The organism is Mesorhizobium sp. P170090, assembly GCF_057786115.1.
In genome coordinates, this window is the sequence record NZ_JBYNWH010000001.1 from 6,059,763 (window position 1) to 6,085,177 (window position 25,415).

A 25,415-nucleotide genomic window follows, 5' to 3' on the forward strand; every position below is an offset into this window, starting at 1 on the left:
AACGAACCAATGATCAGACACTGCGTCTTCGTACGCTTCCGCAGCGATGTGCCCGCCACCGAGCGCACGGCAATCCACGCCGATCTCGAAGCACTGCGCTCCGTTGTCGACGGCATGGACACGGTCCATTTCAGCACCAATGTCAGCCCGGAGCCGTTCGCGCGCGGCTTCAGCCATGCCTTCACCATCGACTTCCGCGATGCCGCCGCCCGCGACGCCTATCTCGTGCATGAAGCGCATCAGCGCGCCGGCGCCCGATTGGTCGCAGCGCTCGAAGGCGGCACCGACGGGCTGATGGTGTTCGATCTCGACATTACGAAAAAGTGACCGCGCTTCTTTCGAAAGCCGGCTGACGCCTGTTCTCTTTTGCGCCCCAAGGAACATATCGTTCCCCGGGGGCGTTTAGGAGGAACGTCGTGGCTCTCACCGCGCAGCAGAAGAAAACCGTCCTTGCCTCCTTCCTCGGCTGGACGCTCGACGCTTTTGATTTCTTCCTTCTGACCTTCCTGCTCACCGATATCGCAACCGATTTCAACACTGACGTCCCGGCAGTCTCCAAAGCGTTGTTCCTGACGCTGGCGACACGCTTCATCGGCGCCTTCTTCTTCGGCAGGCTGGCCGACAAATATGGCCGCAAGCCCATTCTGATGCTCAACATCGTCAGCTATTCGGTGATCGGCGCGCTGGCTGCCTTCTCGCCCAATCTCGGCATTTTCCTCGCGCTGCGCGCTCTGTTCGGCATCGCCATGGGCGGCGAATGGGGGTTGGGCAGTTCGCTCGCCATGGAGTCCATTCCGCCCAGTGCCCGCGGCATGGTCTCGGGCATCCTGCAATGCGGCTATCCCACCGGCTACCTTCTGGCGGCCGTGGTTTACGGCGTGCTCTACCAGCAGACGATCGGTGGTTACACGATCGGCTGGCGCGCCATGTTCCTGCTCTCCTTCCTGCCGGCACTGATCGTGCTCTTCATCCGCTCGCATGTGCCGGAATCGCCGGCCTTCGTCGAGGCGCAGAAATCCGTCAGACCTGGCCTTCTTGAAACGCTGCAGGAGCACTGGGGCGTCGCCGTCTATGCGGTCGTGCTGATGATGTTCTTCAATTTCTTCAGCCACGGCACGCAGGACCTCTACCCGACCTTCCTCAAGAAGCAGCATGGCTTCGACCCGCACACGGTGAGCTGGATCACCATCGTCGCCAATATCGGCGCCATCGTCGGCGGGTTGGCGTTCGGCGCACTGTCGGAGAAGATCGGCCGCGTCAACGCGATAACGCTCGCCTGCCTGATTGCCTTGCCCTCGATTCCGCTCTGGGCCTTCAGCTCGACACCGTTCATGCTGGCCATCGGCGCCTTCGTCATGCAGGTCGCGGTGCAGGGCGCCTGGGGAGTCATCCCGGTGCATCTTAACGAGCTGTCGCCCGGCGCCGTGCGGGCAACCTTGCCCGGCTTCATCTACCAGGCCGGCAATCTCGCGGCGTCCTATGGCGGTCCCTACCAGGCCGGCATCGCCGAGGCGTCTGGAGGCAGCTATGGCTACGCGCTGGCGCTGTTTGCCGGCGTGGTCGCCGTCTGCATCATCCTCGTCATCCGCTTCAGTCCGGAACGGCGCGGACAGGTGATGACGGTGCTCGGCTGAAGTATCAGAATCTCAGCCCAGCCTGAGGGCCACGACACCGGCGACGATGCTGAGCGCGGCGGCGCCGCGCCAGCCTGTCATCTTCTCGCCGAGCGCGAAAACCGAGATCATCATGGCAAACAGGATCGACGTCTCGCGCAACGACGCCACCGAGGCGATCGGCGCCTTGGTCATCGCCCACATGACGATCCAGTAGGCCGCGCCGCTGAGCACGCCGGTGAACAGGCCTGCCTTCCAGTCACGCGCCAGCACGGGCAGCGCCTTGGGCCCGCGAAAGATGAGGCACAGCACCAGCGCCCACGTGGCATCGCAGATGAACAGCCATGCGGCATAGCTCGTTGCCGTTGCGGCCAGCCGCGCGCCGCTGCCGTCGGAGAGCGTATAGCTGGATATGAAGATCGAAGTGCCGAGCGCAAAGCCGACCGCCCGCACATTGATCCGCTCCAGATGCGCGCCGCCGCGAAACGACATCACCAGCGTGCCGGCCGACAGCAGCAGGATGCCGAGGATGGCGAACGGCGCCGGCATCTCCTGCACCACGACAACGCCGCCGAGGGCGGTCAAAAGCGGCGCCGTGCCGCGCGCCAGCGGATAGGTCTGGGCGAAATCGCCGGCCTTGTAGGCGCCGATCAGGAAGGTCCGGTAGCCCATGTGAAAGAGCACCGAGGCGATGATAAAGGGCCATACCGCGGCCTTTGGAAACTCGACGAAGGGCAGCACGAACAGTGCGGCAAAACCCATGCCCAGCGTCATCAGCGTGATCGACAGGAAGCGATCGAGATGCACCTTGACCAGCGCGTTCCAGATCGCGTGCATGGCGGCGGCGGCAAGCACCGCGAAAAAGACGAAAAGCGTCATCGAGGGCTCACCGATCTCCCGAGCTCAAAGGCGTTTCGAGATCGATATCGATCCGGACCGGAAAATGGTCTGAAGCGATCTCGCCTATATCGGCACTGACCGAGCGCACACGGTCCGCGAACATACCGCCGACGAAGCAATGGTCGAGCCGGCGTTTTGCCACTTTCCCGTCGATCGTTTTCACATGGGTGTGGAAATCGGCAGCCGGCTCGCTAGCGACGGCAGCGGCATCAACAAAGCCGTCGAGATAAGCTGCCCCGCGATGATAGGGCGTGCTGCCGACGATGCGGCTGTATTCGGCGCTGCCCGGCTCCATGTTGAAATCGCCCATCCAGATCGCAGCTGTCGGGTTTTCCGGCTCTGCCTCGCCACTGGTCCAGTTGCGCGAAGGCTCATTGTCCGCGCCGCTCCACGGGCCGCCCTCGGACGGCGCGCGGCGATGCTCGGCCAAGAGATAGTCGATCTGCTCCAGACGCTCCTCCGCCGCGATATGGGCGAGATGCAGCGACACGACCCTTACCGGTCCGGCCGGCGTGCGGATCATGCATTCGAGCGCGGCGTTGCGCGTGTTGAGCGGCCGCAGCGTGCGGCGCATCGGCAGCGCGTGCAGCCGCGACCAGGCGATCGGCAATTTCGACAGAAGCATTGTGCCAAACTGCCGGCGGCGGTTGACGAGCCGGCCGTCGCGGCGCTCGCTGGCATCCATGTCGAAGGCCGGGCCATAGACCCAGTGGTAACCGGGTAGCAGGCGGGAAAGCAGCTCCGGCTGGTCGTCCTCATTGGTGCGCTGCCAATGCCGCTCGACCTCCTGCAGCGCGATGATATCGGCGCCGTCGACCAGCTTGGTGCAGCGCGAAAGATCGTAACGGCCATCGCCGCCAAACCCGTACTGGATGTTGTAGCTGACCAGCTTCATTGCTTATCCGGCTCAATTTGGCTTTGGCAGTAGCGGTTCGGCAGATGGGTTGCAATGTACCGGCACGACGGCGGAACTGGGCCAGCGTCTATGATGTGGTCAGCGGCTGGAACCGGCCCGCCGGCGACGCCGCCAGTTCGGCCCAGTCGATCTCTTCCTCCAGCCGGTGATAGGCTTCGTCGCCGATCGTGCCGTTGCTGCGCAACTCCTCGAGCGTGTCGCGCTGGCGGTTGATGGCATAGAGGCGCAGCCGGTCGTATTCGGTCGCGGCCTGAGCATCATCCGGGTTTTCCGCAATCAGGCGCTGCGCCTCATACTGCTCGCGCACGACAGCCGCCGCCGCAGATGTCTTGCGGCTCAGCACGTCCAGTGCTGCCTGCATGATGGCGACGCGCGCCTGCGCCACCTCCTTGTCGACGGTTCTATCGGGGTCGAAGTTGATCCAGCGCAGCAGCGGCTTCAGCGTCATGCCTTGCAGCACCAGCGTGCCCAGCACCACCGCGAAGGCGGCAAGCACGATCGGGTCGCGGCCGGGAAAATCGGCCGGCAGCGCAATGGCCACCACCAGCGTCACCAATCCACGCATGCCGCACCAGCCCACAATGACGGCGCCGCCGAATGTCGGCAATTCCCGCCTTGCCTCTTGGCTGGCGAAGCGGGCAAGCCACCGGATGATCGCGACGTAACTCGCCACCCAGACAAGGCGCGCGACGATAACGACGACCAGCACCGTTGCGGCGAAAAGGAATGCTTCGCCTTGCCCGTCGCCGGCCAGCCTGCCGACGATCGTGCGTGCCTGCAGGCCCATCAGCACGAAAGCCAGCACGTTGAGCACGAACACCGCCGACTCCCAGACCGAATAGGTACTGACTCGGCGTCTCGCCGACGACTGGCGCGGCGCCCTGCGCGCAATGGTCATGGCATAGACGACGATGGTGATGATGGCGGAAAGGCCGAGCCTGTCGGCGATGATCCACACGGCGAAGGTTCCGGCAAACTGCACCACCGTGCTGCTCGCCGCATCCTCGATGCGGCCGAGCGCCAGCAGCGAGACGCGGCCAAACAGATAGCCCGCGATCACACTGCCGATCGTTGCCAGCAGGATCACCGGAACGGCGTTGCTGAGCATGATGGTGCCAAGCGCGGCCGAAACCGCCAACCGGTAGATCAGCAGCGCCGTGGCATCGTTGAGCAGGCTCTCGCCCTGCAGGATGGCGGTGATGCGGTGCGGTACCTTGAACTGGCTGAGCACGGCGGATGCGGCCACCGCATCCGGCGGCGCGACGATGGCGCCAAGCGCGATTGCCGCCGCGATCGGCAGGCCGGCCATCTTCCAGCCGACGAAGGCAACCACCACGGTGGTGAAGACCACCGCGCCCAGCGCCAGCAGCGCGAGCGACAGCCGGTAGCGCTTGAGGTCGCGCAGCGACGTGTCATAGGCGGCGTCGAGAAGCACCGGCGCGATGAACAGGGCAAGCGCCAGTTCCGGATCGATCTCGATTGTCGGCGCACCGGGTACGAAGGCAATCGCGACGCCGGCCAGAGCCAGCAGGGAGGGATAGGGAATTTCCAGCCGCCGCGACAGCGCCGTCAGCGCGACGGCTGCCAGGAGCAGGATGAGGGTAAGTTCGAATAGCGCCATGGCCTATCGTAGCGGCGAAGCGGCATCGTGGGCAGTGGCTGGATGACAAGATGCTGTTGATTGTCCAGCGCTCGGGTCCGGCAATGATACGGCCGTTCATCGCGCCAGCTTGAATCGACCGCCTCGGTCGCCCCAGGATGCTGCTTTGCTAGTGCAGCACCAGCATATCGCTTGATGAGAACGATATGTCGGCCTTCTCGCCGACAGCCGGCGGTGGCGTTGCCGGGCTGTTGAAGGTGTCGAGCGACACCGTGTTGCCGCCGATGCCGACGCGAACGCGAATGACCGAGCCGAGGAAGTGCACTTCAGAGATTTCGCCCGACAGGCTTGAATCGCGACCGGGCTGGCGTCCGAGCGAGATCGCCTCAGGACGCAGCGCCAGCGACAGCGTGTCGCCCGACTTCGAGCCGTTGAGCTTGCCCTTGAGCGAGACTTCCTGCGTGTTGACTTGCACCGTGCCGGCCGCGGCGTCAGTGACCTTGCCTTCGAGCACGTTCAGCGTGCCGACGAAATTGGCGACGAACTTGGTCGCCGGCCGGTTGTAGATCTCGAACGGCGTGCCGACCTGCTCGGCCTTGCCGCCATACATCACCGCGATGCGGTCGGAGATCGACAGCGCCTCTTCCTGGTCATGGGTGACGAAGATGGTGGTGATGCCGAGCTTCTTCTGGATCGAGCGGATTTCCTCGCGCAACGACACACGTACTTTGGCATCGAGCGCCGACAGCGGCTCGTCGAGAAGAAGCAGCTTCGGCTTCGGCGCGATGGCACGCGCCAGCGCGATACGCTGCTGCTGGCCGCCCGAGAGCTGATAGGGATAGCGGTCTGCCATCTGCGGCAGCTTGATGATATCGAGCATCTCGGCCACGCGTCTGTCGATGTCCGCCTTGGGCATGCCGGCGACCTTCAGGCCAAAGCCGATGTTTTGCGCCACCGTCAGGTTGGGGAACAGCGCATAGGCTTGGAACACCATGCCGACATTGCGCTGGTTGGGCTTTAGCCTCGTGATGTCCTTGCCTGCGACGACGATCTTGCCCGCCGACGGCTCTTCGAAACCGGCGACCATGCGCAGCACGGTGGTCTTGCCGCAACCCGATGGCCCAAGGAACGAAACGAACTCGCCCGGCTCGACATCAAGATTGAAATCTTCGACCACGGTGGTGGCGCCGAAGGATTTTCGCACATGCTGGATGGAGAGGAATGGTTCGGCCATGGCTTTTTCTTTCGATCAGTACTTTGTCGATCAGTTCGGGCGGTTCGCCGATCTCGGCGCGAAACGGGACAGGATCTGGATCAGCGACATGCAGCCCCAGGTGATGGCGAAGGCGATGATGGCAAGCGCTGCGGGCTCATAGGCGCGGTTGGCGCCAACGTTTTGCAGATAGGGACCGAAGGCGGGCCGGTTGAGCAAGCTGGCCATGGTGAATTCGCCAATGACGATGGCGAAGGTAAGGAAGGCGCCCGAGAGCACGGCGATCAGCACATTGGGCAGGATCACACGACCAATGATCGTGCCCCAACCGGCGCCAAGGATCTGCGCCGCTTCGGTCAGCGTCCTGACGTCGATGGTGCGCAGTCCGGTATCGACCGCGCGATACATGTAGGGCAGCGCCAGCATTGCATAGCCGATGACCAGCAAGGCATTTGTGCCCATGTCGGTCGCCAGGAACGGCAGCGGCGAATTCGAACCGTACATCCTGATATAGCCGAAGACGATGACGATGGCGGGAATGACCAGCGGCAGCAGCGTGATGAACTCTACGATCGGCCGCAGTTGCGGCAGGCGCAGTCGAATCCAGTAGGCGGCGGGGACCACGATCAACACGCCCAGAATGATGGTGAAGATGGCGGCAAGCACTGAGTAGCCAAAGGTCGCCTGAAAACGAGGGTCGCCAAGCACGATCTGATAGGCGTCGAAGGAATAAGCGCCGCGCCGCATGCGCAAGGAAAATTCCACCGTCGCGATCAGCGGAATGAAGAAATAGGCCGCGCCCAGCCCGAAGACGACCCAGGCCCAGAATTTTCCGGACTTCATTTCAGCCACCTCTCCGAGCGCGTCCGGAACCAGATGTAGAAGACATTGGCCAGCCCGGTGATGACGATCATGCCGAAGGCGATCGCATAGCCGAGATGGGCATTGTGCAGCACGTCACCGCGTATCTGCGCATAGAGCAGGATCGGCACGATGTTGAGTGAAGAGCCGGTCAGCGCATAGGCGGTGGCGATGGCGCCGAAGGCATTGGCGAAGAGCAGGATGACCGTGCCGAGGAAACTCGGCCAGATCACCGGGATGACCACCATGCGCCAGTATTGCGTCTGGGTGGCGCCAAGCGTCGCCGCAGCCTCGCCCCACTCCTTCTTCAAGCCGTCGATCGCCGGCGTGATGATGACCACCATTAGGGGAATCTGGAAATAGACATAGGTCAGCGTCAGGCCCCAGAACGATAGGATGTTGAAGCCGTGCGCATAAATGTTGAGGCCGAACACGGTGTTGAGCAGCACCGTGGCGAGACCGAGGCGTCCGAGCGTGGCGATGAAGGCGAAGGCCAGCGGTACGCCGGCGAAATTGGAAGCCACGCCGGAGAATGTCAGCGTCGCCGAACGTATCCACTCCGGCAGGCCGCCGCGCACGATGGCGATGGCGATGCCGAGACCTGCGAAGGCGCCGATCAGCGACGAGGAAAGGCTGACCTTGAGCGAGATCCAGTAGGCGGCGACAATCGATGGCTGCGCCAGTGCTGCTATGTTTTCGAACGTGAATTCGCCGGCATCGTTCTGGAATGCACCCAGCATCAGATAGAGCGTGGGTAGGATCAGGAACATGATGGCGAAGATGAAGAATGGCGCAACGCCGAGCCATTGCGTCGGCAGTCGCATTGCACGCGCCTCGCTGGGGGGCGCGGTCTTCCCGGCAACTGCTTGATCGGAAAGCGAGATATCTGTCATGCGCCGGCTGCCGTCTCCGAGGAACACCGGGCGGCCGCGAGGCCGCCCGGTTGGTTTCAAGCCTTACTTGACGTTGGCGCCGACGACGGCATCCCAGTTCTTGGTGACGGCTTCCTTTGCCTTGCCCTGCTCGTCCAGCGTCGGGAACACCGCGGCAGCGTAAGCCTCGGCCGGCGGCAGCTTGGCCATCACGTCCGCCGGGAGCTTGCCGTTCTTGGCAAGATCGTTGAAGCGGATCGGGTGGCAATAGCCCTTCAGCCAGCCGATCTGGCCTTCGTCGGAGTAGAGATACTCCAGCCAGAGCTTGGCAGCGTTCGGATGCGGTGCGAAAGCACTGATCGCCTGCACATAGACGCCGGCAACCACACCGGTCTTCGGCACGACGACGTCGACGGGCGGATTGCCCTTCAGCGTGTCGCGACCGGCAAGTGCATTGTAATCCCAGGTCACCAGGATCGGCGTCTGGCCTTGTGCCAGGGTCGCCGGTTTGCCGATGACCGGCACGAAATTGCCGGCGGCGTTAAGCTTCTTGAAGAAGTCGAGACCAGCAGTGCCAGCAGCTTCGCCGGCAGCCGCACCACCGGAAATGCCGGCCGCGTAGACGGCCTGGATGGCCTGGTTCGAGGCGCGCGGGTCTCCGGCAAGCGCCACGGTGTTGGCGAATTCCGGCTTCAGCAGGTCAGCCCAGTCAGCCGGCGCTTCCTTGACGAGGTCCTTGTTCACCAGGAAGGATAGTACGCCATAGTAGTCGCCGGTCCAGTAACCATCGGCATCCTTGGCGCTGTCGGGGATCGAGTCCCAGGTCGACACTTTGTAGGGCTGGATCAGGCCGTCAGCCTTGGCGGTCGGGCCGAAGGACAGGCCAACGTCGATGACGTCGGGCGCCTGCGGGCCCTTGTTGTCCTTGTTGGCCTTGATCGCCTCGACCTCGTCGCCGGAGCCGGCATCGGGGTTGAGTTCGTTGATGGTGATCTCAGGATACTTTGCCTTGAAGCCGTCGATGACGGCGCCGTAGCCGCACCAGTCATGCGGCAGCGCGATGGTCGTGAGCTGGCCTTCCTTCTTCGCAGCGGCAACCAGTTCATCCATGGACTGGGCCGACGAGATAGCAGAGGTCGCCATGAGGGCGACGGCCGAAAGGGAAAGCACTTTCCCTGTGAACTTGAACATGTGTTCTCTCCGTTGAACTGGCGTCCTGGACGCCTGCGATGCGGTATCGGTTTCATATGACAGCCAGATGAAAGCTTTTTGAAACTGGCCCCCGGCGGTACGAAAAGTTAACTCTTTTTAACCGGCTGTAGCAATTAGCCTCGACTTAATTTCCCGGCTAATGGTTTATTGCCTTGCTTTTTGCCCCCTTGCCCTTCCTTTCCCTTCGTTTTTAGATCACGTCCGGCGCAGAAACCGCCTCAGACAGTGCCGGCGATAGTGTTCTCGAGCAGCGTCAGCGCCGCCTTTTTGGTCAGCCTGACCGGGTTGCCGCCGGCGGTCGGATCGACCACCGCCATGTCGGCGATCAGCCCTTTGCGCTTCTTGTCCATGTCGAGCCCCTTGATCAGATCGGGCAGCGCATGCGGCACCTTCAATTCCTTGCGCAGCTTGATGATCGCTTTGGCAAAGCCGTCGAAGCCACCCTTGATGCCGCAATAGGCAGCGAGCCGGGCAATCCGCTCCTCGATGGAGTCGCGATTGAAGGCCAAGACATAGGGCATGAACACCGCATTCGTCATGCCGTGATGGGTGTCGTAGAGCGCGCCGATCGGATGCGACAGCGAGTGGATGGCGCCAAGACCCTTCTGGAAGGCGGCAGCACCCATGGCGGCCGCACTCATCATGTGGGCGCGCGCGACAAGGTCCTTGCCGTTGGCGTAGGCCTTGGGCAGGTTCTCGAACACCAGGCGCACACCTTCCACCGCAATGCCGTCGGCCATCGGGTGATAGCCCGGCGCGCAATAGGCTTCGAGGCAGTGCGCCAGCGCATCCATGCCGGTGCCGGCGGTGATGAAGCCGGGCATGCCGACCGACAGTTCCGGATCGGCAATGACGATTGCCGGCAAAAGCTTCGGATGGAAGATCACCTTCTTAGTGTGCGTCGCCTCATTGGTGATGACGCCGGCACGCCCGACTTCCGAGCCTGTGCCGGCAGTGGTCGGCACGGCTATGATCGGCGCGATGGCATCCGAATTGGCGCGCGTCCACCAGTCGCCGACATCCTCAAAGTCCCAGATCGGCCGCGTCTGGCCAGCCTGGAACGCGATCAGCTTGCCGAGATCGAGCGCTGAACCGCCGCCGAAGGCGATGACGCCGTCATGCTTGCCCTTCTTGAACACGGCGATCCCGGCGGTGAGGTTAGAATCGACCGGGTTCGGCTTCACCTCGGAGAACACGCCATAGGATACCTTGGCGTCGTCGAGGATTTTCAGCGTCGAAGCGACGACCGGCAGTTTCGCCAACCCCGGATCGGTGACGAATAGCGGCCGCTTAATGCCGGTGGCAGCGAGCACCTCAGGCAGTTCCTTGATGCGCCCGGCGCCGAAGCGGACGGTGGTCGGGTAGTTCCATTTGGAGATCAGCTTGGACATGTCTTGTCTTTCAAAAAATCAGATGGCTTCGCGCAGATGGAAGGATTTCGGCCGGGTCAGATTGTCGTAGCCGAGCGCCGAAAGGGCGACGCCTTTGCCGGTGTCCTTGACGCCGGTCCAGACCAGCGCCGGATCGAGGTAGTCGCAGCGGTTCATGAACACGGTGCCGGTCTCGACGCGGTCGCCGATCGCCACCGCATGCTCGATATCGCCGGTCCAGATCGAAGCGGTCAGCCCGTAGGGGCTGTCGTTCATCAGCGCGATCGCCTCCTCGTCGTTACGCACCTTCATGATGCCGACGATCGGGCCAAAACTTTCCTCGCGCATGACGCTCATCTGGTGGTCGACGCCGGTCAGCACTTCCGGCGCCAGATAGGGCGAGCCGGCCTTGTCGTTAGCCACCTTCATATTGATGTGTGCGATTGCACCCTTGCGCAGCGCCTCGGCCTTCTGCTCGCGGATCAGGTCGGCAAAGCGCGCCTGAGCCATCGGCCCCATTGTCGTCGCCTGTTCCAGCGGATTGCCGACGGCATAATTCTTCGTCTCGGCGATGAAACCTTCGACGAACTGGTCGTAGACCTTCTCATGCACATAGACGCGCTCGATGCCGCAGCAGCACTGGCCGGAATTGTAGAAGGCGCCGTCGACCAGATTGGCCACCGCATGGTCGAGCTTGGCGTCGGGCAGCACATAGGCCGGGTCCTTGCCGCCGAGTTCGAGCCCGAGCGTCATGAAGGTGCCGGCCGCCGCCCTCTCGATGGCGCGGCCGCCGCCGACCGAACCGGTAAAATTGACATGGTCGATCTTGCCCGAGCCGAGCAGCTTCTCGGTCTGGGCATGGTTCAGCACGACATTCTGGAACACGCCCTTGGGCAGCCCAATTTTGTCGAACGCCTGCTGGAACCGTTCGCCGACCAGCAGCGTCTGCGCCGCATGTTTGAGGATAACGGTATTGCCGGCCATCAGTGCCGGCACGATGGTGTTGACGGCGGTCAGATAGGGATAGTTCCACGGCGCGATCACCATGACGACGCCGAGCGGATCCTTCTTCACATAGCGTCGGAAGCCGTCCTTCGGGTTGGATGCCGGCACGGATTTCAGCGCGGCTTCAGCGATCTCGACCATGTAATTGGTGCGTTCCCTGACGCCGCCGAACTCGCCGCCATAGCGCACCGGTCGCCCCATCTGCCAGGCGATCTCCGGCACGATCTCGTCGGTCATCGCGACCAGCACTTCGAGCATCGCCCGCATAAATTTGCCGCGCTCGACGATCGGCGTCAGCGCCCACTTCTCCCGCGCCGCCTTGGCGCGCTCGACCGCGGCATTGATCGCCTGGTCGGTCGCGATCGGCCGCTCGGCGTAAATCGAACCATCGATGGGCGATTTGAGTTTTACGGTTTCCAAAGGATACTCCAGTTTAGCAGGCTAGGGTGCGCAGATGGCCATTGCGGCCATAGCGAAGGATGGGCTCGTCACGCGTCACCAGAACCATGTCCAACGCTCTCGCACTTGCCATCAGTATCCGATCCATGGGATCACCATGAGGCGGACCGGGCAGGTTGGATGACGCAATCAGAATGGCTGGTGAGATAGCGCTGAGCTTTGCCGACATTCGCTCGATGAATTGCTCCACGAAGTCGAGTGGCGCCAATGGCAGATTGAGCCGGCCCTTGGCTACGCCAATTCCGATCTCCCATGCCGACATCGGCGAAAGATACAGACGGCCGTCATAGGCCGCTTCCGAAATCTCCCGGCTTGCGTGCGGTTCCATCAGACTATCGTTGGCGACAAAGATCATCGCACATGTATCCAGAAGCAGGTTTGGCCCTTCGCTCATTTACGCACCGCAAGTTTGCCGTCACGCGCGTCAGCCTCACCGCCCAGATAGCCTCGGTCCCATGGCTCGTCATCGAAAGGTTTGGTGATATCAAATCCGGCTTCGATTGTTATCAGGCCCTTCATGAAACCAAAACCGGGGTGGCGATCCGCGCGCGCCTCCTTTGGCGCGGCAGGCACGCTACCACTGGGCGGCGTCGAAATGGGCACTTTGCGAACGCGGCGAAATACCAGTTTCCCACTCCCTATATTGACGGATTCGGTCTCGAACCCAGCCTCAAGCCACTCCCTTGTCATGGGATTGTTGCTCGGATTGTTGCTCCACCATGCAGGGTATTGCTTCGATGCGGGCAGCGGCAGATTGAGCACTCTCTCGATTTCGGCGAATGACATCGGAACGCGATCGACATTTTGGGCAATGAGAAAGTCCTTGAGCGGCGCATATTTGGACATTGCAAACTCCTCAATGTAGCGCACTGCAGTTTACAGGTACCATATGGTACTAACTTCACCACAGTGTCAACATTAAAGCTGTATAAAGTTTAATACCGCTCGAACCCCCTGTGCAGTTCCCAATCCGTAATGCGGCGGTCGTATTCGAATTGCTCCCACTTTGCGGTGTGGACATAATGTTCGAGCACATCGTCGCCGAGCGCCTGCTTCAGCATCTTCGACTTGGCCAGCGTCTCGGTGGCGTCGCGCAGCGTCTTCGGGATCTCCGGCAGGCGCGAGGCCTGGTAGGCATCGCCGACGAACGGCTTCTGCAGTTCGAGCTTCTCGTCGATGCCGGCAAGGCCGGCGGCGATCAGCGCCGCGAAAGCGAGATAGGGGTTCAGGTCGGCGCCGCCGATGCGGCATTCCATGCGGATGCCCTTGGTGCCCTCGCCGCACAGGCGGAAGCCGGCGGTGCGGTTGTCCTCGCTCCACATGATCTTGGTCGGTGCGAAGGTGCCGGCCTGGAAGCGCTTGTAGGAGTTGATGTAGGGCGCCAGGAACCAGGTAAACTCCCTGGCGTATTTGAGCTGCCCAGCCGCCCATTGCTGGCCAAGCGTGGACAAAGTCCAGTCCGCCTTCTTGTCGAAAAACAATGGCGTCTTGCCGTCGGCGCTCCACAGCGAATTGTGGATGTGGCTGGAATTACCGGCGAGCCCGTAATTGTATTTCGACATGAAGGAAATCGACTTGCCTTCGGACTCGGCAATCTCCTTGGCGCCGTTCTTCAGGATGACGTGGCGGTCCGCCATGTCGAGCGCCTCGGCATAGCGCACATTGATCTCTTCCTGGCCCGGGCCCCATTCGCCCTTGGAGTTTTCGATCGGAATGCCCGCCGCTTCCATCTCGTTGCGAAGCCGGCGCATGACGCCTTCTTCCTTGGTGGTGATGCCGATCTGGTAGTCGCCGATATAGGGCGACGCGGTGTCGAGCCCCTGCCAGTGCTTCTTGCGGGCGGAATCGTAGGTCTCGTTGAACAGGTAGAATTCGAGCTCGGAGGCGAAGTAGCCGATATAGCCGCGTTCGGTGAGCCGCTTGACCTGCTTTTTCAGCATCGCGCGCGGCGAATGCGGAAGGTCGTCATGGGTGTGGTGGTCGAGCACGTCGCAGATCACCAGCGCGGTCTTTTCCAGCCACGGAATCCGCCGCAGCGTGGCAAGGTCCGGCTTCATGACGAAGTCGCCATAGCCCTTCGACCAGCTTGCCGCCTTGTAGCCCGGCACCGGCTCCATATCGATGTCGGCGGCGAGCAGATAGTTGCAGCCATGCGTCTCGTCATGAGCAGAATCCACAAAGTACTGCGCCAGGAAACGCTTTCCCGCGAGCCGCCCCTGCATGTCGACGATGCAGGCCAGCACCGTGTCGATCTCGCCATTGGAGACCGCTTTCTTCAACTGATCGAACGAGAAATTTCCGGCCATTCCTTTGGCACTCCAGCTAGCCGCTTTGGGCTTGTCACTTTGAAAGGGAAAAAGCCGTGGCTATCGAACTCGCCACGGCTTTGATTGTTGCTCAGGCAGATTCGCCGACAGCCTTTTCAGCGGCTGCAATGATCGCCTTGCGCTTGGCGATTGCCGCCTCGCCGATTGGCGGACCCTGGAAACGCCGGTTTTCAATGGCGAACCAAAGAATTGCCAGGATGATGGCGAAGCCAACCGAATAGTACCACAGGCCCGGCACGAAGCTTGTGGCGGCAACCGGCGGATTGGCGGCAGCGTCGCCCGGTGTGCCGGGGATCGACACGACGAAGGCATGACCACCGATCGTGACCAGGACGGTTCCGATCATGACAATGACCGCGAAGACTTTTGACAAACCGCCCAGACGGAAGCTGCCAAAGGTGGTCCAGGTTTTTCCTTCGGCAAAGAAACCCGCAACAATCGGCATTGCATATGAAATGTAGAGATACATAGCGCAGCCGGTCGAGAGCGCGGCAAAGGCATTGAGTGGCGTCGTCACGGCGGTCAACACGACCGCCATGATGGCGGAGAACCAGATCGCCGCCACCGGCGTGCGATATGTCGGGCTGACCGAGCTCAGCAGGCCCGAGAATGGCAAGCCACCATCACGCGCAAACGCATAGATCATCCGTGATGTGGACGTCACGGCGGCTAATGCGCAGAGGAAGTTGGAAATGATCACACCGATCAGCATCAACTTGCCGATAAACGACGTCATGATGGCTGCGATGAAGAGATTGTTGAAGGAACTCCAGCCGGAGGCGGCGGCGGCATTCAGATCCGGAATGGCCATGATCATGACAAGGATCAGCACAAAACCGAACACGCCGGACCAGAAGACTGAATGCAGCATGCCCTTGTGCACCGTGTCGCGCGCATTGACTGTTTCTTCCGCCGTGTGTGCGGACGCGTCAAAGCCGGTAATGGTGAACAGCGGATAGAGAAGGCCGATGATGATCGCCATCAATGGACCGGTTTGCGGGGAAACGCCACCACCAGAAGCCCCGGTGTTGTTTACGAAGGTGAACGCCTTGCCGATGTCCAGGCTTGGCGCCGCCATCAGAAACATGATGATAAGGATGACGGTGACCCCGAGGATCAGGTAGCCGGAGAAATCCGTCAGTATGGTCGTCAGCCTGATGCCGAAATGGTTCAGCAGGGCTTGCGCCGCGGTGATGACGGCGACCGATAGAATTTGCGTCCCCATCCCCCAGCCGGAGACGTCCCAGCCGAGTACCGAACCGAAGAACAGGTCACGCGTGATGAGATAGAGAAACACATTCACGGCCGGGATGACGAACAGCAGTCCCAGCAGATTGACGTAGGCCGTTGCCCAACCCCAGAACCGGCCGCCCAGGATTGACGACCAGTGATACAGGCTGCCTGCCGTCGGGTAGGCTGACGCGATCTGGCCAAGACAGGCCGCAACGACAAGCGCATACGCGCTGCCGATGATCCAGCCGATGGTCAGTGAGAATGGACCGCCCGTCGAAAGCGCGATCGGGAATGATCCAAACCCGCCGGACAGGATGCAGATGATCGAAAACGAGATCGCAAAGCTTTGGAATGCTCCCATGCGCCGCGATAGTTCCTGGGCGTAGCCCATGCTGTGAAGGACCTTCACGTCCTCCGATGTGTCCGTGTGTATCGGTGCTGCCATTTGAAGTCCCCTTTTTAACGTTCTTAGCTGGCCGATTGAACTGACTTTCCCATTGCTTGTCGCCGGGAACCCTTGGCCTCCTCGGGTTCCAGGTCAGAAAAAATGCCTGTGAGCAGATCCGCCCATTTCCGCTGCCCGGTCTCGCCGGAAATCTCGTCGTTGCGGATTTCGATCATTGCGCAGGCAAGGCCGCGCGAGCGTGCATGGCGCTCCAAAGTGAAATAGACGCGGTCGGCCGGCGAATAGGGCTCGTTGATGCCGACACTGACGCCGGAGAGCCGCTGCAGCGCCGCTATCAGCGGCGACGCCAGCCGGCGGTCGTCATCGTGGATGATGCCGATATGCCAGGGCCGGTTCTTGCCCTTGTAGACCGGGGTGAAGGAATGCACCGACACCAGCCGGGTCTCCTGCCCACGCGCCTGCCGGTCGTCGATGATCGATGCGATCGTGTCGTGGAACGGCCGCCACGACAAAGCGATGCGCTCGGCGCGCTCACTGTCCGACAGGCCGGCATTGCCCGGAATGGCCGTCGTCTCGCTTACCGGCGGCACCAGGTCCGGTGCCTCGAGCGGACGGTTGCAGTCGATTATCAGGCGCGAGATGCGGGTTTCGATGAGCGTCGCATCGAGGGCGGTCGCGATGCGGCGGGCCACCGGCAGCGCGCCGGGGTCCCAGGCGATGTGGCGGGAGAGATCTTCGGCCGGCAGGCCAAGCGTGCCGAATTCGGATGGCAGGAAGTTGGAAGCGTGGTCGCAGGTCAGCACGAAAGGGCTGGACCCGCCGGGGTTCGTCACCCCTACGGTATCAGACGATGCAAGGCTGGCGGGCCGTGCTCTCTCCATAGTCTGCCGTCCCCTGGGGAGCGCTGTATCTTATGTTACGTATTTTGCGTCATTGCGTCCCTGTGGATGATTTCATACAGTTTGTCCGGCTTTGTCAAACGCGATTTCGGGGAAGCGGTCTGGACGGGCTCAGGGGTGGGGAAAACGATGATTTCCAGCATTGCCGAACTGATTTCGGACCGCATCGGCACGATGCCGGCCGGCGAGCGCCGCGCCGCGCAAACGCTGATTGCCAACTATCCGCTGATCGGGCTGAAGACGGTCGCCGAGTTCTCGACCGCCGCCGGCGTATCGTCGCCGACCATCCTGCGCTTTGTCTCCAGGCTGGGGTTCCAGAACTATCCCGAATTCCAGTCGGCGCTGCAGGACGAACTGGCGGCGCAATTGCAGTCGCCGGCATCGCGCACGCTCAATCCGGCCTCACCGGGCAGCAGTGCCGTGTCGCCAATGCTGGAGGCGACGCTGGACAATATGCGCGAGACCTTCAGGCATCTGTCCGACAGGCAGCTTGCCGACATCGCCGAAAGGCTCGCCGAACGGCGCGGCAAGACATTCCTGATCGGCGGCCGCTTCACCGATCCGTTGGCGCGCTACATGGCCGCCCACCTCGCCATCATCCAGCCCGACGTTTATCACCTCGCCGGTCAGGAGAGCATCTGGCGCGACCGGCTGATCGACATGGGCAAGCGCGACGTGCTGGTGATCTTCGACATCAGGCGCTACCAGGACAGTCTGGTACGCTTTGCCGAGACCGCGCATCAGCGCGGCGTACAGATCGTGCTGTTCACCGACCAGTGGCTATCGCCGATCGCCCGCTTCGCCCGCCATGTCATTGCAGGACGCACCGCCGTGCCTTCGGCGTGGGACTCTTCCGCCGCTCTGTTCGTTGTCGCCGAGACGCTGATCGGCGCTGTCACCAGGCAGCTCGAGGCCGACAGCGCCAAGCGCATCCGCGACCTGGAAAGCCTGCGCTGACACGCTCAATCCCGGCCGCAGGTGCGCAAAATTACGCAGATTTAATGTGCATGGAAGTGGCAGAATTGCCATAAAGCCATGATATTGCGGCGGCTTCGCACATACCGGGTGCGTCGCTGCGCGTTTTTTTGCTTGGTGAAACCGGTAGACGTTTTGCCAACCGGAGTGTCGATGGTCGCCTGGAAACAGATCGTTTTTGCGCTTGTGATCCTGGTCGCGGCTGTCCTCGCCTGGGCGCGATTCTTCCCGGGCGCGCCGGAGGTTCTGGCACGCTGGGGTATCGACTGGACCTATGCTTCGGCGCCCGCCACAACCGGTGCGGTCGACACGACAAAACAGGCAGGCGGTCGCAACGCTGCCGGCCGCCCGGCAAATGTCGTCGCCTTGCCTGCGGCCACCGCCACCATCAACGATCGCCTGCAGGCGATCGGCACCGGCCGCGCCAACGCCTCGGTGACGGTCAACCCGTACAGCTCCGGCCGGCTGGTTGAATTCCTCGTTCAGTCCGGCACCCGCGTCGACAAGGGGCAGATCATCGCTGTTCTCGATTCCGAGACCGAGGTGATCTCGCAGGATCGTGCCAAGCTCGCCTTGCAGGATGCCCAGGACAAGCTCGAGCGGGTGAAATCATTGAGGGCCTCCAACGCCGCGACCCCGGTCGCCGTCGCCGATGCCCAAGTGGTGCTGGCCGGCGCCAAACTGGCGCTGCAGGATGCCGAACTCGCCTTGCAGCGTCGTTCGATCGTCGCCCCTATCGCCGGCACGGTCGGCATCCTGCCGATATCGGCCGGCAATTACGTCACCAGCCAGTCGGCGATCGCCACGCTTGACGACCGCTCCTCCATCCTGGTCGATTTCCTGGTGCCCGAGCGCTTTGCCGCCGCCGTCAAGGTCGGCGCGCAACTGTCGGCGACGCCGATCGCCAATCCGAGCAAGGCCTATACCGGCACCGTGTCGGCCATCGACAACCACATCGACGAAAAGAGCCGCACTCTGCTGGTCAAGGCTGCAATCGCCAATCCGGCGGATTCGCTGCGCGCCGGCATGTCGTTCGGCATCACCATGCGCTTCCCCGGCGACACCTACCCGGCCGTCAGCCCCCTGGCGATCCTGTGGGGTTCCGACGGCGCCTATGTCTGGCAGGTCGAGGACGGCAAGGCCAGGCGCGTTCCCGTGCGCATCATCCAGCGCAACACCGAGACGGTGCTGATCGACGCTGAGATCGAGGATGGCGACATGGTGGTGACCGAAGGCACCCAGAGCGTCAGCGAAGGCGGCGCGGTCCGCATCGCCGGCCAGGATCAGCGCGCCGCGGACGCGGCCGAAGGCTCATGACCGCGCCTGTCAGCACCGCCAGCGAAACCGGCTTCACCGCTCTCTTCATCCGCAGGCCGGTCATGGCCTTCGTGCTGAACACGCTGATCGCAGTGGCCGGCCTTGCCGCTTTCTACGGCGTCGAAATCCGCGAACTGCCCGATGTCGACCGCGCCGTGGTCACCGTGTCGACGGCTTTCGAGGGTGCCGCCGCCGAAACCGTCGACCGTGAACTGACCGACACCATCGAGGGTGCGGTCGCGCGCGTATCCGGCGTCAAGTCGATCTCGTCGACCTCGTCCTTCGGCCAGAGCCGCGTCACCATCGAGTTCAACGACGGCGTCGATTTGAACGTCGCCGCTTCCGACGTGCGCGACGCGGTCGGCCGTGTCGCCAACATGATACCGGAGACCTCCGATCCGCCGCGCATCGTCAAGGCCGATGCCAATTCCGATGCCGTGATGCGACTGGCCGTCACCTCCGACACCATGTCGGTGCAGGACATGACGGTGATTGTCCAGGACCAGATCGAGGACGAACTGGCTGCCGTGCCTGGCGTCGCCGACGTTCAGGTCTATGGCGACCGCGACAAGATCTTCCGCATCGATGTCGACCAGAACAAGCTCGCCAGCCTCGGCTTCACTGTCGCCGATCTGAGGGCAGCGCTTGCCTCGGTCGCTTTCGATTCACCAGCCGGTTCGATCACCACCACCAACCAGGATCTCATCGTCCGCACCACGGCCGATGTGACGACGCCGGAAGAATTCGAAAACATCATCATCGGCGGCACGACGCGCATCCGCGACGTCGCCACCGTCACGCTCGGTCCCGACATCGGCCAGACCTCGTTGCGCTCCGACGGCAAGACCGGCATTGGCCTTGGCATCATCCGTCAGGCGGAATCGAACACGCTGGATATTTCCACCGGAGTGAAAGCAGCCGTCGCCAAGCTGCAGGAAAACCTGCCCAAGGGCATGTCGATCAAGATCACCAGCGACGACGCAGTCTTCGTCAACGGCGCCGTGCACGAGGTCGAGATCGCGCTCGGCCTGTCGATCTCCATGGTGCTGATCGTCATCTACATCTTCCTGCTCGACTGGCGCGCGACGCTGATCCCTGGTCTGTCAATGCCGGTCGCCATGATCGGCACCATCGCCGCCATCTATCTCGCAGGCTTCTCCATCAACATTCTGACGCTTCTGGCGCTGGTGCTGGCGACCGGCCTTGTCGTCGACGACGCCATCGTCGTTTTGGAAAACATCGTGCGACGGCGCAACGAAGGCATGGGGCCTCGTGCCGCCGCCGTGCTCGGCGCCCAAGAAGTGTTCTTCGCAGTCATCGCCACGACGCTGACGCTCGTTGCCGTTTTCGTGCCGATCTCCTTCCTGCCGGGACAGACCGGCGGCCTGTTTCGCGAATTCGGCTTCGTCCTCGCCATGTCGGTGCTGCTCTCCTGCGTGGTGGCGCTGACGCTGTGCCCGATGCTGGCCTCGCGCATGTTGACCGGCGCATCGCTCCACCATGAAGGCGGTCACGGCATTGGCGCGCGCGTCGGTGGCGCGCTGAACGCGGCCTACAAGCGCGCCTTGCATGCCTGCCTCGGCGCGCCGTGGATCGTGCTGCTGGTTGCGGTGCTGTTTGCGGGCGTCGCCTTCAGCCTGTTCGGCACCATCCGCCAGGAACTGACGCCGAGCGAGGACCGCGCCGTCGTGCTGTTGCGCATCAACGCGCCGCAAGGCGTCAGCCTCGATTACACCACGCAGCAGATGCAGAAGATCGAGCGGCTGATCCAGCCGCTGCGCGATTCCGGCGAGATCGTCTCGACCTTCGAAAACGCCGGCCAGAACGGCGCCTACAATTCCGGCTTCATGGTGATGACGCTGGCGCCGTGGGACGAGCGCACGCGCAGCCAGCAGGAGATCATGGCGCAGATAAGCCAGCTGACCCGGCAGGTGCCATCCGTGCGCATCTTCCCGGTGCAGGCCAATAGCCTCGGCATTCGCGGCGCCGGCAACGGCCTGCAATTCGCGCTGGTCGGCAACGACCGCAAGGCGCTCGGCGACGCGGCGGTGAAGATCATCGCCCGGATGCAGGCCGATCCGCGCTTCCAGACGCCGCGGCTTTCCATCGACCCGACGCAGCCGCAGCTGGCGGTGGCCATAGACCGCGAGCGCGCCTCCGATCTCGGCATCGACATATCAGGGCTCGCCAACACCTTGCAGGCGATGCTCGACGGCAACGATGTCGTCGATGTCTACATCGCCGACCGCAGCTATGGCGTGAAGCTGGTCTCGACCACCAACCCGATCAATGATCCGACCGATCTGGAAAACATCTTCCTGAAGACCGCCGACGGCCGCTTCGTGCCAATGTCGACCATCGCCACGCTGACCGAGCGCGCCGTGCCGCCGTCGCTGACCCGCGAACAGCAGCAGCCTTCGGTGGCGATCACCTCGAACCTGAACGGCAATTTCGCACTGGGTGACGCGCTCGGCGTTGCCGAGCAGATCGCCGCCCCGCTGCTGCCGCCGGGCAGCCGCGTCCTGCCGCTGGCCGAAGCCGCGACGCTCGGCGAGACCAACAGCGCCATGATCACCATTTTCGGCTTCGCGCTGGTCATCATCCTCCTGGTGCTTGCCGCCCAGTTCGAAAGCTTCGTCAGCGCCGTCATCATCATGGCGACGGTCCCGCTCGGCCTTGCCTGCGCAATCTTTGCGCTGCTTTTGTCAGGCACCAGCCTCAATGCCTACAGCCAGATCGGCCTCGTGCTTCTGGTCGGCGTCATGGCCAAGAACGGCATCCTCATCGTCGAATTCGCCAACCAGCTGCGCGACCGCGGCCTCGGCGTGCGCGAGGCGATCGAGCAGGCCTCGATCATCCGCCTGCGGCCGGTGATGATGACGATGATCTGCACCATCCTCGGCGGGGTCCCGCTGGTGCTGGCCGCCGGCGCCGGTGCCGAAGCGCGCATCGCGCTCGGCTGGGTCATCGTCGGCGGGCTGGGTCTCGCCACCGTCTCGACGCTTTTCCTGACCCCGGTCGCCTACCTCCTGCTCGGCCGCTTCGTCACGCCGAAGTCGCATGAGGAAGCGAGGCTGAAGCGGGAGCTTGAGGAAGCGGCGTACGCCAATGTCGAGCCGGCGGAGTAGCTGGCTCCAGTGGCTGTAGATATAGGGAGGGGGCGGTCGTCAAGCACTGAAAACCGTTCGTGCGCCTCCACTATTTGCCAGTGAATTCTGGCAGTTGGATGTACGGGTTGGCCGGGTCGTACCGGTACCTCGGCTCACCTTTCCCCGGTGATATCGCACCCGCGATCAGTGCTCCTTTCGGCCCGAATTGATAGTCTATCCCGGCACAGAGGTGAGCGAGATCTTGGTAGTCAAAGCCGCGCAGCGCAACGCGGGTTTCAAACGCCGCTGCCTTGAGGGCGTCAGGCGAAAGCGCGCCGAGCGTGCTGTCGCGATATGCTTTGAGCTTGGCTTTATTGAGCTTGGACGACTGACACTCCGAGCCGACTTCTCGCGCCAGCACGATGTTTCTGACTGCGGTCGCAGCAGGATTGTCCAGGGCGGCCGAATACTTCTTGAGGAAGAAGTTGGTGCTGGGGTCATTGGTCATCGACTTGCGCCAGGAAGGCGGGAACTTGTCAGCAGCCTCGGCAGAAATCGAGCCTGTCATCCCCGTGAGGACGACTGCAACGAACCACAGTTGCTTCATGGGAGAACCTCGAACTCTTCTGCTCTACGGCCTAATAAACACCTTCCCGTTCGGCTTGGCCAGCTCCGCCGGGGCCTTCGCCATCGCCTCATCCAGCGGTAGCACCGCCGTCACGTCGGTTGACCAGCGCCCATCCGAAAAGCGCTTCTGTGCTTCCATGATCGCCGGGCCGCGCTTGTCGCGGAAGTGGCGCATCCATTCGACCAGCCAGAAGCCTTCAATGTGCTTGTGTTGGAAGATCATCTGGCCGGGCTCACGGATGACAGTGGTGTCCGGATCGAGCCGCCCATAGATGATCCAGCGCGAGCGCTTCGGCATGGCGTCGAAGATCGCCGAGGCCAGCGGCCCGGTCACGGCATCGAGGAAGATGCGCGGCTGCTCGGCCTTGACCACATCGCGTAGTGCTGCCTTGAAATCCGGCGCCTTCTCGTTGAGCACATGGGCAGCCCCGATCTCCTTCAACAGCGGAATCTGCTCGTCGCGGCGCACGGTGACGATCGGCCGGAACCCAGCCTCCTTGGCGAGACCCGCGATCAGCTTGCAAAGCTGGCTGGCGCCGGCGGTCATGATGAAGGCTTTTTCGCCCGTCTCCTTGACGATGTCGAACATGGCGAGCGCCGTGAGCGGGTTGACGATCATCGCCGCGCCATCCTCGTCGCGGACCGTGTCGAGCAGCGGAATGCAGCCGGCAGCTTCGGCAACTGCATAGTCCGCCCACGCGCCCCAATTGGTGACGCCTGTGGTGAAGGCGATGCGCTTGCCGATCAGGCTTTTCGCATAGGGCTCGTCGCCGCTGGCAACGACCGTGCCGACACCCTCGAAGCCGGCCGGCTGGCCCTTGGCGCGCGGCTGACCGTACTGGCCCTTGATGAACATGACGTCGGACGGGTTGATCGAGGCGAGGCTGACCTTGATCAGAACCTGGCTCGGTCCGGGCGTCGGCACGCCGATGCTGCCAAGCTTGAGATACGGCTCCATCGCCTCCAGCACGCTGCCGGAGGGCGTCCTGGTGTAGCCGTCGCCGGTCAGCAGCAGTGCTCTCATGTCTGAAGGTATCGGCATGGCGGGGCTCCTTAACGTTTGAGGATGAGCTTGCCGGATGCGCCATGGCCAAGCACGCGCGTCACCACGGCGGCGGCATCGGCCAGCGGATAAGTGCCTTCGATGGCCGGCCGAACCTTGCCGGCGAGATGCCAGCCGACCAGCTCCTTCAGATTGTCGGCATGGACGAGCTGGTCGAGCGGCGCGAAATCGCGGGCGATGAGGGTTTTCATCCACTCAGACCCTTTCCTGCGTGTATTTCCTGAGCTCCGTGCGCGCCACCTGCCGGCGGTGCACGGCGTCCGGCCCGTCGGCGAGGCGCAGGGTTCGCAGATGCGTCCATGAGCGTGCCAGCGGCGTGTCCTGGCTGATGCCTTGCGCGCCGAACATCTGCACTGCCTCGTCGGTGACCTTGAGCGCGACGCGCGGTGCGATGACCTTAATCTGGCTGATCCAGGGCGCGGCTGCGCGCGCATCGCCCTGGTCGATCATCCACGCCGCCTTGAGGCAGAGCAGCCGCGCCATCTCGATCTCCATGCGGCACTCGGCGATGATGTCGAAATTGGCGCCGAGCTTGGCCAATGGCTGGCCGAAGGCCTCGCGGCGCACCGAGCGCTGGCACAGCATCTCCAGCGCCATTTCGGCCTGGCCGATGGCGCGCATGCAATGGTGGATGCGCCCGGGGCCAAGCCGCCCCTGGGCGATCTCGAACCCCCTGCCCTCGCCGAGGATCAGGTTTCCGGCCGGCACCCGCACATTGTCGAAGCGAAGATGCATGTGGCCATGCGGCGCGTCGTCGTCGCCATAAACCTGCATCGGCCGCAGCTTGGTCACGCCCTTGGTACCGGACGGCACCAAGATCATCGAATGGCGGCGGTGCTGCGGCTCGGCTTCGCCGCCGGTCCGAACCATGACAATGTAGATGGCGCAGCGCGGGTCCCCGGCCCCCGACGCCCACCATTTCTCGCCGTTGAGTACATAGTCGCCGCCTTTCTTTTCGCAGCGCATGGCGATGTTGGCGGCGTCGGAGGAAGCGACGTCCGGCTCGGTCATCAGATAGGCCGAGCGCATTTTCCCCTCGAGCAGCGGCGCCAGCCATGCCTGCTTGTGATCCTCCGAGCCATAGCGCTCCAGCACCTCCATATTGCCGGTGTCGGGCGCCGAGCAGTTGAAGGTCTCGGCGCCGAGATGCGCCTTGCCCATCTCCTCGGCGAGATAGGCATATTCAACGGTCGAGAGCCCGTAGCCGCGCTCGGACCCGGTCAGCCAGAAATTCCACAGGCCGCGCTCCTTGGCCGTCTTCTTCAACCCTTCGAGGATCTCGGTCTGCCGCGCGGTGTAGACCCAGCGGTCGCCGCCCTTGCCGACCTCGCTCAAAAACTCATGATCGAGCGGCATGATCTCATCGCGCACCATGGTGGCGACGCGGGCGTGGATCGGCTTCAGCCGCTCGGTCACGCCGAGATTCATGTCCGCCATCGGTCTCCAACCCTTTCACGC

At 62.8% G+C, this 25,415-nt stretch carries 23 protein-coding genes; 5 read left to right on the forward strand and 18 right to left on the reverse strand.

Annotated features, from left to right (window positions below; translation table 11 throughout):
• Positions 1-9 precede the first annotated feature (9 nt).
• Together AC3EML_RS29235 and AC3EML_RS29240 are read left to right on the forward strand one after the other, a co-directional pair.
• A complete protein-coding gene (locus AC3EML_RS29235; RefSeq protein ID WP_023683219.1) occupies positions 10-327 on the forward strand; it encodes a Dabb family protein in 318 nt (105 codons plus the stop codon).
• An 89-nt stretch (positions 328-416) separates the two neighbouring features.
• Entirely contained in the window at positions 417-1,634 is a 1,218-nt protein-coding gene (locus tag AC3EML_RS29240) for an MFS transporter (RefSeq protein ID WP_352521430.1), read from the forward strand.
• A gap of 12 nt (positions 1,635-1,646) precedes the next feature.
• Here the strand turns inward: AC3EML_RS29240 and AC3EML_RS29245 are convergent, their stop codons facing one another.
• From AC3EML_RS29245 to AC3EML_RS29310, 14 genes are all read right to left on the reverse strand, one after another.
• Positions 1,647-2,492 (reverse strand): EamA family transporter, encoded by an 846-nt coding sequence (locus AC3EML_RS29245; RefSeq protein WP_023683217.1) that lies wholly within the window; start codon positions 2,490-2,492, stop codon positions 1,647-1,649.
• Between the two features lie 7 nt (positions 2,493-2,499).
• Complete coding sequence (locus AC3EML_RS29250) at positions 2,500-3,408, reverse strand: endonuclease/exonuclease/phosphatase family protein (protein ID WP_023725204.1); 909 nt, start codon at positions 3,406-3,408, stop codon at positions 2,500-2,502.
• A gap of 88 nt (positions 3,409-3,496) precedes the next feature.
• On the reverse strand, positions 3,497-5,050 hold the full coding sequence (locus tag AC3EML_RS29255; protein WP_352521431.1) for a cation:proton antiporter: 1,554 nt from the start codon (positions 5,048-5,050) through the stop codon (positions 3,497-3,499).
• Positions 5,051-5,198: 148 nt separating this feature from the next.
• A complete protein-coding gene (locus tag AC3EML_RS29260; protein ID WP_023686439.1) occupies positions 5,199-6,263 on the reverse strand; it encodes an ABC transporter ATP-binding protein in 1,065 nt (354 codons plus the stop codon).
• A gap of 30 nt (positions 6,264-6,293) precedes the next feature.
• Complete coding sequence (locus AC3EML_RS29265) at positions 6,294-7,085, reverse strand: ABC transporter permease (RefSeq protein WP_023671171.1); 792 nt, start codon at positions 7,083-7,085, stop codon at positions 6,294-6,296.
• Complete coding sequence (locus AC3EML_RS29270) at positions 7,082-7,996, reverse strand: ABC transporter permease (RefSeq protein WP_023825180.1); 915 nt, start codon at positions 7,994-7,996, stop codon at positions 7,082-7,084. Before AC3EML_RS29270 ends, AC3EML_RS29265 begins: the two co-directional genes overlap by 4 nt.
• A gap of 63 nt (positions 7,997-8,059) precedes the next feature.
• Positions 8,060-9,166, reverse strand: a complete 1,107-nt coding sequence (locus AC3EML_RS29275; RefSeq protein WP_023671169.1) for an ABC transporter substrate-binding protein — start codon at positions 9,164-9,166, stop codon at positions 8,060-8,062.
• A gap of 239 nt (positions 9,167-9,405) precedes the next feature.
• On the reverse strand, positions 9,406-10,578 hold the full coding sequence (locus AC3EML_RS29280) for an iron-containing alcohol dehydrogenase (RefSeq protein WP_023683212.1): 1,173 nt from the start codon (positions 10,576-10,578) through the stop codon (positions 9,406-9,408).
• 18 nt (positions 10,579-10,596) lie between these two features.
• Complete coding sequence (locus tag AC3EML_RS29285; protein ID WP_352521432.1) at positions 10,597-11,982, reverse strand: aldehyde dehydrogenase family protein; 1,386 nt, start codon at positions 11,980-11,982, stop codon at positions 10,597-10,599.
• A 13-nt stretch (positions 11,983-11,995) separates the two neighbouring features.
• On the reverse strand, positions 11,996-12,415 hold the full coding sequence (locus AC3EML_RS29290; protein WP_488505372.1) for a type II toxin-antitoxin system VapC family toxin: 420 nt from the start codon (positions 12,413-12,415) through the stop codon (positions 11,996-11,998).
• The gene (locus AC3EML_RS29295) at positions 12,412-12,867 is read right to left on the reverse strand and encodes a DUF7662 domain-containing protein (RefSeq protein ID WP_023686443.1); all 456 of its coding nucleotides are present in this window, start codon (positions 12,865-12,867) and stop codon (positions 12,412-12,414) included. Before AC3EML_RS29295 ends, AC3EML_RS29290 begins: the two co-directional genes overlap by 4 nt.
• An 89-nt stretch (positions 12,868-12,956) precedes the next feature.
• A complete protein-coding gene (locus tag AC3EML_RS29300) occupies positions 12,957-14,327 on the reverse strand; it encodes a glutamine synthetase family protein (RefSeq protein WP_023671164.1) in 1,371 nt (456 codons plus the stop codon).
• A 91-nt stretch (positions 14,328-14,418) separates the two neighbouring features.
• Positions 14,419-16,026 carry an amino acid permease gene (locus tag AC3EML_RS29305; RefSeq protein WP_023825178.1) on the reverse strand — a complete coding sequence of 536 codons (1,608 nt, stop codon included), beginning with the start codon at positions 16,024-16,026 and terminating at the stop codon, positions 14,419-14,421.
• A 23-nt stretch (positions 16,027-16,049) separates the two neighbouring features.
• The gene (locus AC3EML_RS29310) at positions 16,050-16,868 is read right to left on the reverse strand and encodes an N-formylglutamate amidohydrolase (RefSeq protein WP_352521434.1); all 819 of its coding nucleotides are present in this window, start codon (positions 16,866-16,868) and stop codon (positions 16,050-16,052) included.
• A gap of 147 nt (positions 16,869-17,015) precedes the next feature.
• On the opposite strand from AC3EML_RS29310, the gene AC3EML_RS29315 reads away from it, so the two are divergent.
• From AC3EML_RS29315 to AC3EML_RS29325, 3 genes are all read left to right on the forward strand, one after another.
• Positions 17,016-17,843 (forward strand): MurR/RpiR family transcriptional regulator, encoded by an 828-nt coding sequence (locus AC3EML_RS29315; RefSeq protein ID WP_023686446.1) that lies wholly within the window; start codon positions 17,016-17,018, stop codon positions 17,841-17,843.
• A gap of 171 nt (positions 17,844-18,014) precedes the next feature.
• On the forward strand, positions 18,015-19,178 hold the full coding sequence (locus AC3EML_RS29320; RefSeq protein ID WP_023686447.1) for an efflux RND transporter periplasmic adaptor subunit: 1,164 nt from the start codon (positions 18,015-18,017) through the stop codon (positions 19,176-19,178).
• Positions 19,175-22,306, forward strand: a complete 3,132-nt coding sequence (locus tag AC3EML_RS29325; RefSeq protein WP_352521435.1) for an efflux RND transporter permease subunit — start codon at positions 19,175-19,177, stop codon at positions 22,304-22,306. Before AC3EML_RS29320 ends, AC3EML_RS29325 begins: the two co-directional genes overlap by 4 nt.
• Positions 22,307-22,376: 70 nt before the next feature.
• Here the strand turns inward: AC3EML_RS29325 and AC3EML_RS29330 are convergent, their stop codons facing one another.
• The 4 genes from AC3EML_RS29330 to AC3EML_RS29345 are packed head-to-tail and all read right to left on the reverse strand — an operon-like array spanning position 22,377 to position 25,394.
• A complete protein-coding gene (locus tag AC3EML_RS29330; RefSeq protein ID WP_023740933.1) occupies positions 22,377-22,874 on the reverse strand; it encodes a hypothetical protein in 498 nt (165 codons plus the stop codon).
• 24 nt (positions 22,875-22,898) lie between these two features.
• Complete coding sequence (locus AC3EML_RS29335) at positions 22,899-23,936, reverse strand: zinc-binding dehydrogenase (RefSeq protein WP_352521436.1); 1,038 nt, start codon at positions 23,934-23,936, stop codon at positions 22,899-22,901.
• 11 nt (positions 23,937-23,947) lie between these two features.
• Positions 23,948-24,250: a zinc-binding dehydrogenase gene (locus AC3EML_RS29340; RefSeq protein WP_352521471.1), complete on the reverse strand. Its 303-nt coding sequence runs from the start codon at positions 24,248-24,250 to the stop codon at positions 23,948-23,950.
• On the reverse strand, positions 24,153-25,394 hold the full coding sequence (locus tag AC3EML_RS29345) for an acyl-CoA dehydrogenase family protein (RefSeq protein ID WP_352521437.1): 1,242 nt from the start codon (positions 25,392-25,394) through the stop codon (positions 24,153-24,155). The genes AC3EML_RS29340 and AC3EML_RS29345 overlap by 98 nt, the downstream gene beginning before the upstream one ends.
• Positions 25,395-25,415 lie beyond the last annotated feature (21 nt).

Excerpts from the sequence above, each read along its gene's own strand:
- AC3EML_RS29235 (WP_023683219.1), top strand. The coding sequence starts at position 10 with ATGATCAGACACTGCGTCTTCGTACGCTTCCGCAGCGATGTGCCCGCC.
- AC3EML_RS29245 (WP_023683217.1), bottom strand. The coding sequence starts at position 2,492 with ATGACGCTTTTCGTCTTTTTCGCGGTGCTTGCCGCCGCCGCCATGCAC.
- AC3EML_RS29250 (WP_023725204.1), bottom strand. The coding sequence starts at position 3,408 with ATGAAGCTGGTCAGCTACAACATCCAGTACGGGTTTGGCGGCGATGGC.
- AC3EML_RS29255 (WP_352521431.1), bottom strand. The coding sequence starts at position 5,050 with ATGGCGCTATTCGAACTTACCCTCATCCTGCTCCTGGCAGCCGTCGCG.
- AC3EML_RS29260 (WP_023686439.1), bottom strand. The coding sequence starts at position 6,263 with ATGGCCGAACCATTCCTCTCCATCCAGCATGTGCGAAAATCCTTCGGC.
- AC3EML_RS29265 (WP_023671171.1), bottom strand. The coding sequence starts at position 7,085 with ATGAAGTCCGGAAAATTCTGGGCCTGGGTCGTCTTCGGGCTGGGCGCG.
- AC3EML_RS29270 (WP_023825180.1), bottom strand. The coding sequence starts at position 7,996 with ATGACAGATATCTCGCTTTCCGATCAAGCAGTTGCCGGGAAGACCGCG.
- AC3EML_RS29275 (WP_023671169.1), bottom strand. The coding sequence starts at position 9,166 with ATGTTCAAGTTCACAGGGAAAGTGCTTTCCCTTTCGGCCGTCGCCCTC.
- AC3EML_RS29280 (WP_023683212.1), bottom strand. The coding sequence starts at position 10,578 with ATGTCCAAGCTGATCTCCAAATGGAACTACCCGACCACCGTCCGCTTC.
- AC3EML_RS29290 (WP_488505372.1), bottom strand. The coding sequence starts at position 12,415 with ATGAGCGAAGGGCCAAACCTGCTTCTGGATACATGTGCGATGATCTTT.
- AC3EML_RS29295 (WP_023686443.1), bottom strand. The coding sequence starts at position 12,867 with ATGTCCAAATATGCGCCGCTCAAGGACTTTCTCATTGCCCAAAATGTC.
- AC3EML_RS29300 (WP_023671164.1), bottom strand. The coding sequence starts at position 14,327 with ATGGCCGGAAATTTCTCGTTCGATCAGTTGAAGAAAGCGGTCTCCAAT.
- AC3EML_RS29305 (WP_023825178.1), bottom strand. The coding sequence starts at position 16,026 with ATGGCAGCACCGATACACACGGACACATCGGAGGACGTGAAGGTCCTT.
- AC3EML_RS29310 (WP_352521434.1), bottom strand. The coding sequence starts at position 16,868 with ATGGAGAGAGCACGGCCCGCCAGCCTTGCATCGTCTGATACCGTAGGG.
- AC3EML_RS29315 (WP_023686446.1), top strand. The coding sequence starts at position 17,016 with ATGATTTCCAGCATTGCCGAACTGATTTCGGACCGCATCGGCACGATG.
- AC3EML_RS29320 (WP_023686447.1), top strand. The coding sequence starts at position 18,015 with ATGGTCGCCTGGAAACAGATCGTTTTTGCGCTTGTGATCCTGGTCGCG.
- AC3EML_RS29325 (WP_352521435.1), top strand. The coding sequence starts at position 19,175 with ATGACCGCGCCTGTCAGCACCGCCAGCGAAACCGGCTTCACCGCTCTC.
- AC3EML_RS29330 (WP_023740933.1), bottom strand. The coding sequence starts at position 22,874 with ATGAAGCAACTGTGGTTCGTTGCAGTCGTCCTCACGGGGATGACAGGC.
- AC3EML_RS29335 (WP_352521436.1), bottom strand. The coding sequence starts at position 23,936 with ATGCCGATACCTTCAGACATGAGAGCACTGCTGCTGACCGGCGACGGC.
- AC3EML_RS29345 (WP_352521437.1), bottom strand. The coding sequence starts at position 25,394 with ATGGCGGACATGAATCTCGGCGTGACCGAGCGGCTGAAGCCGATCCAC.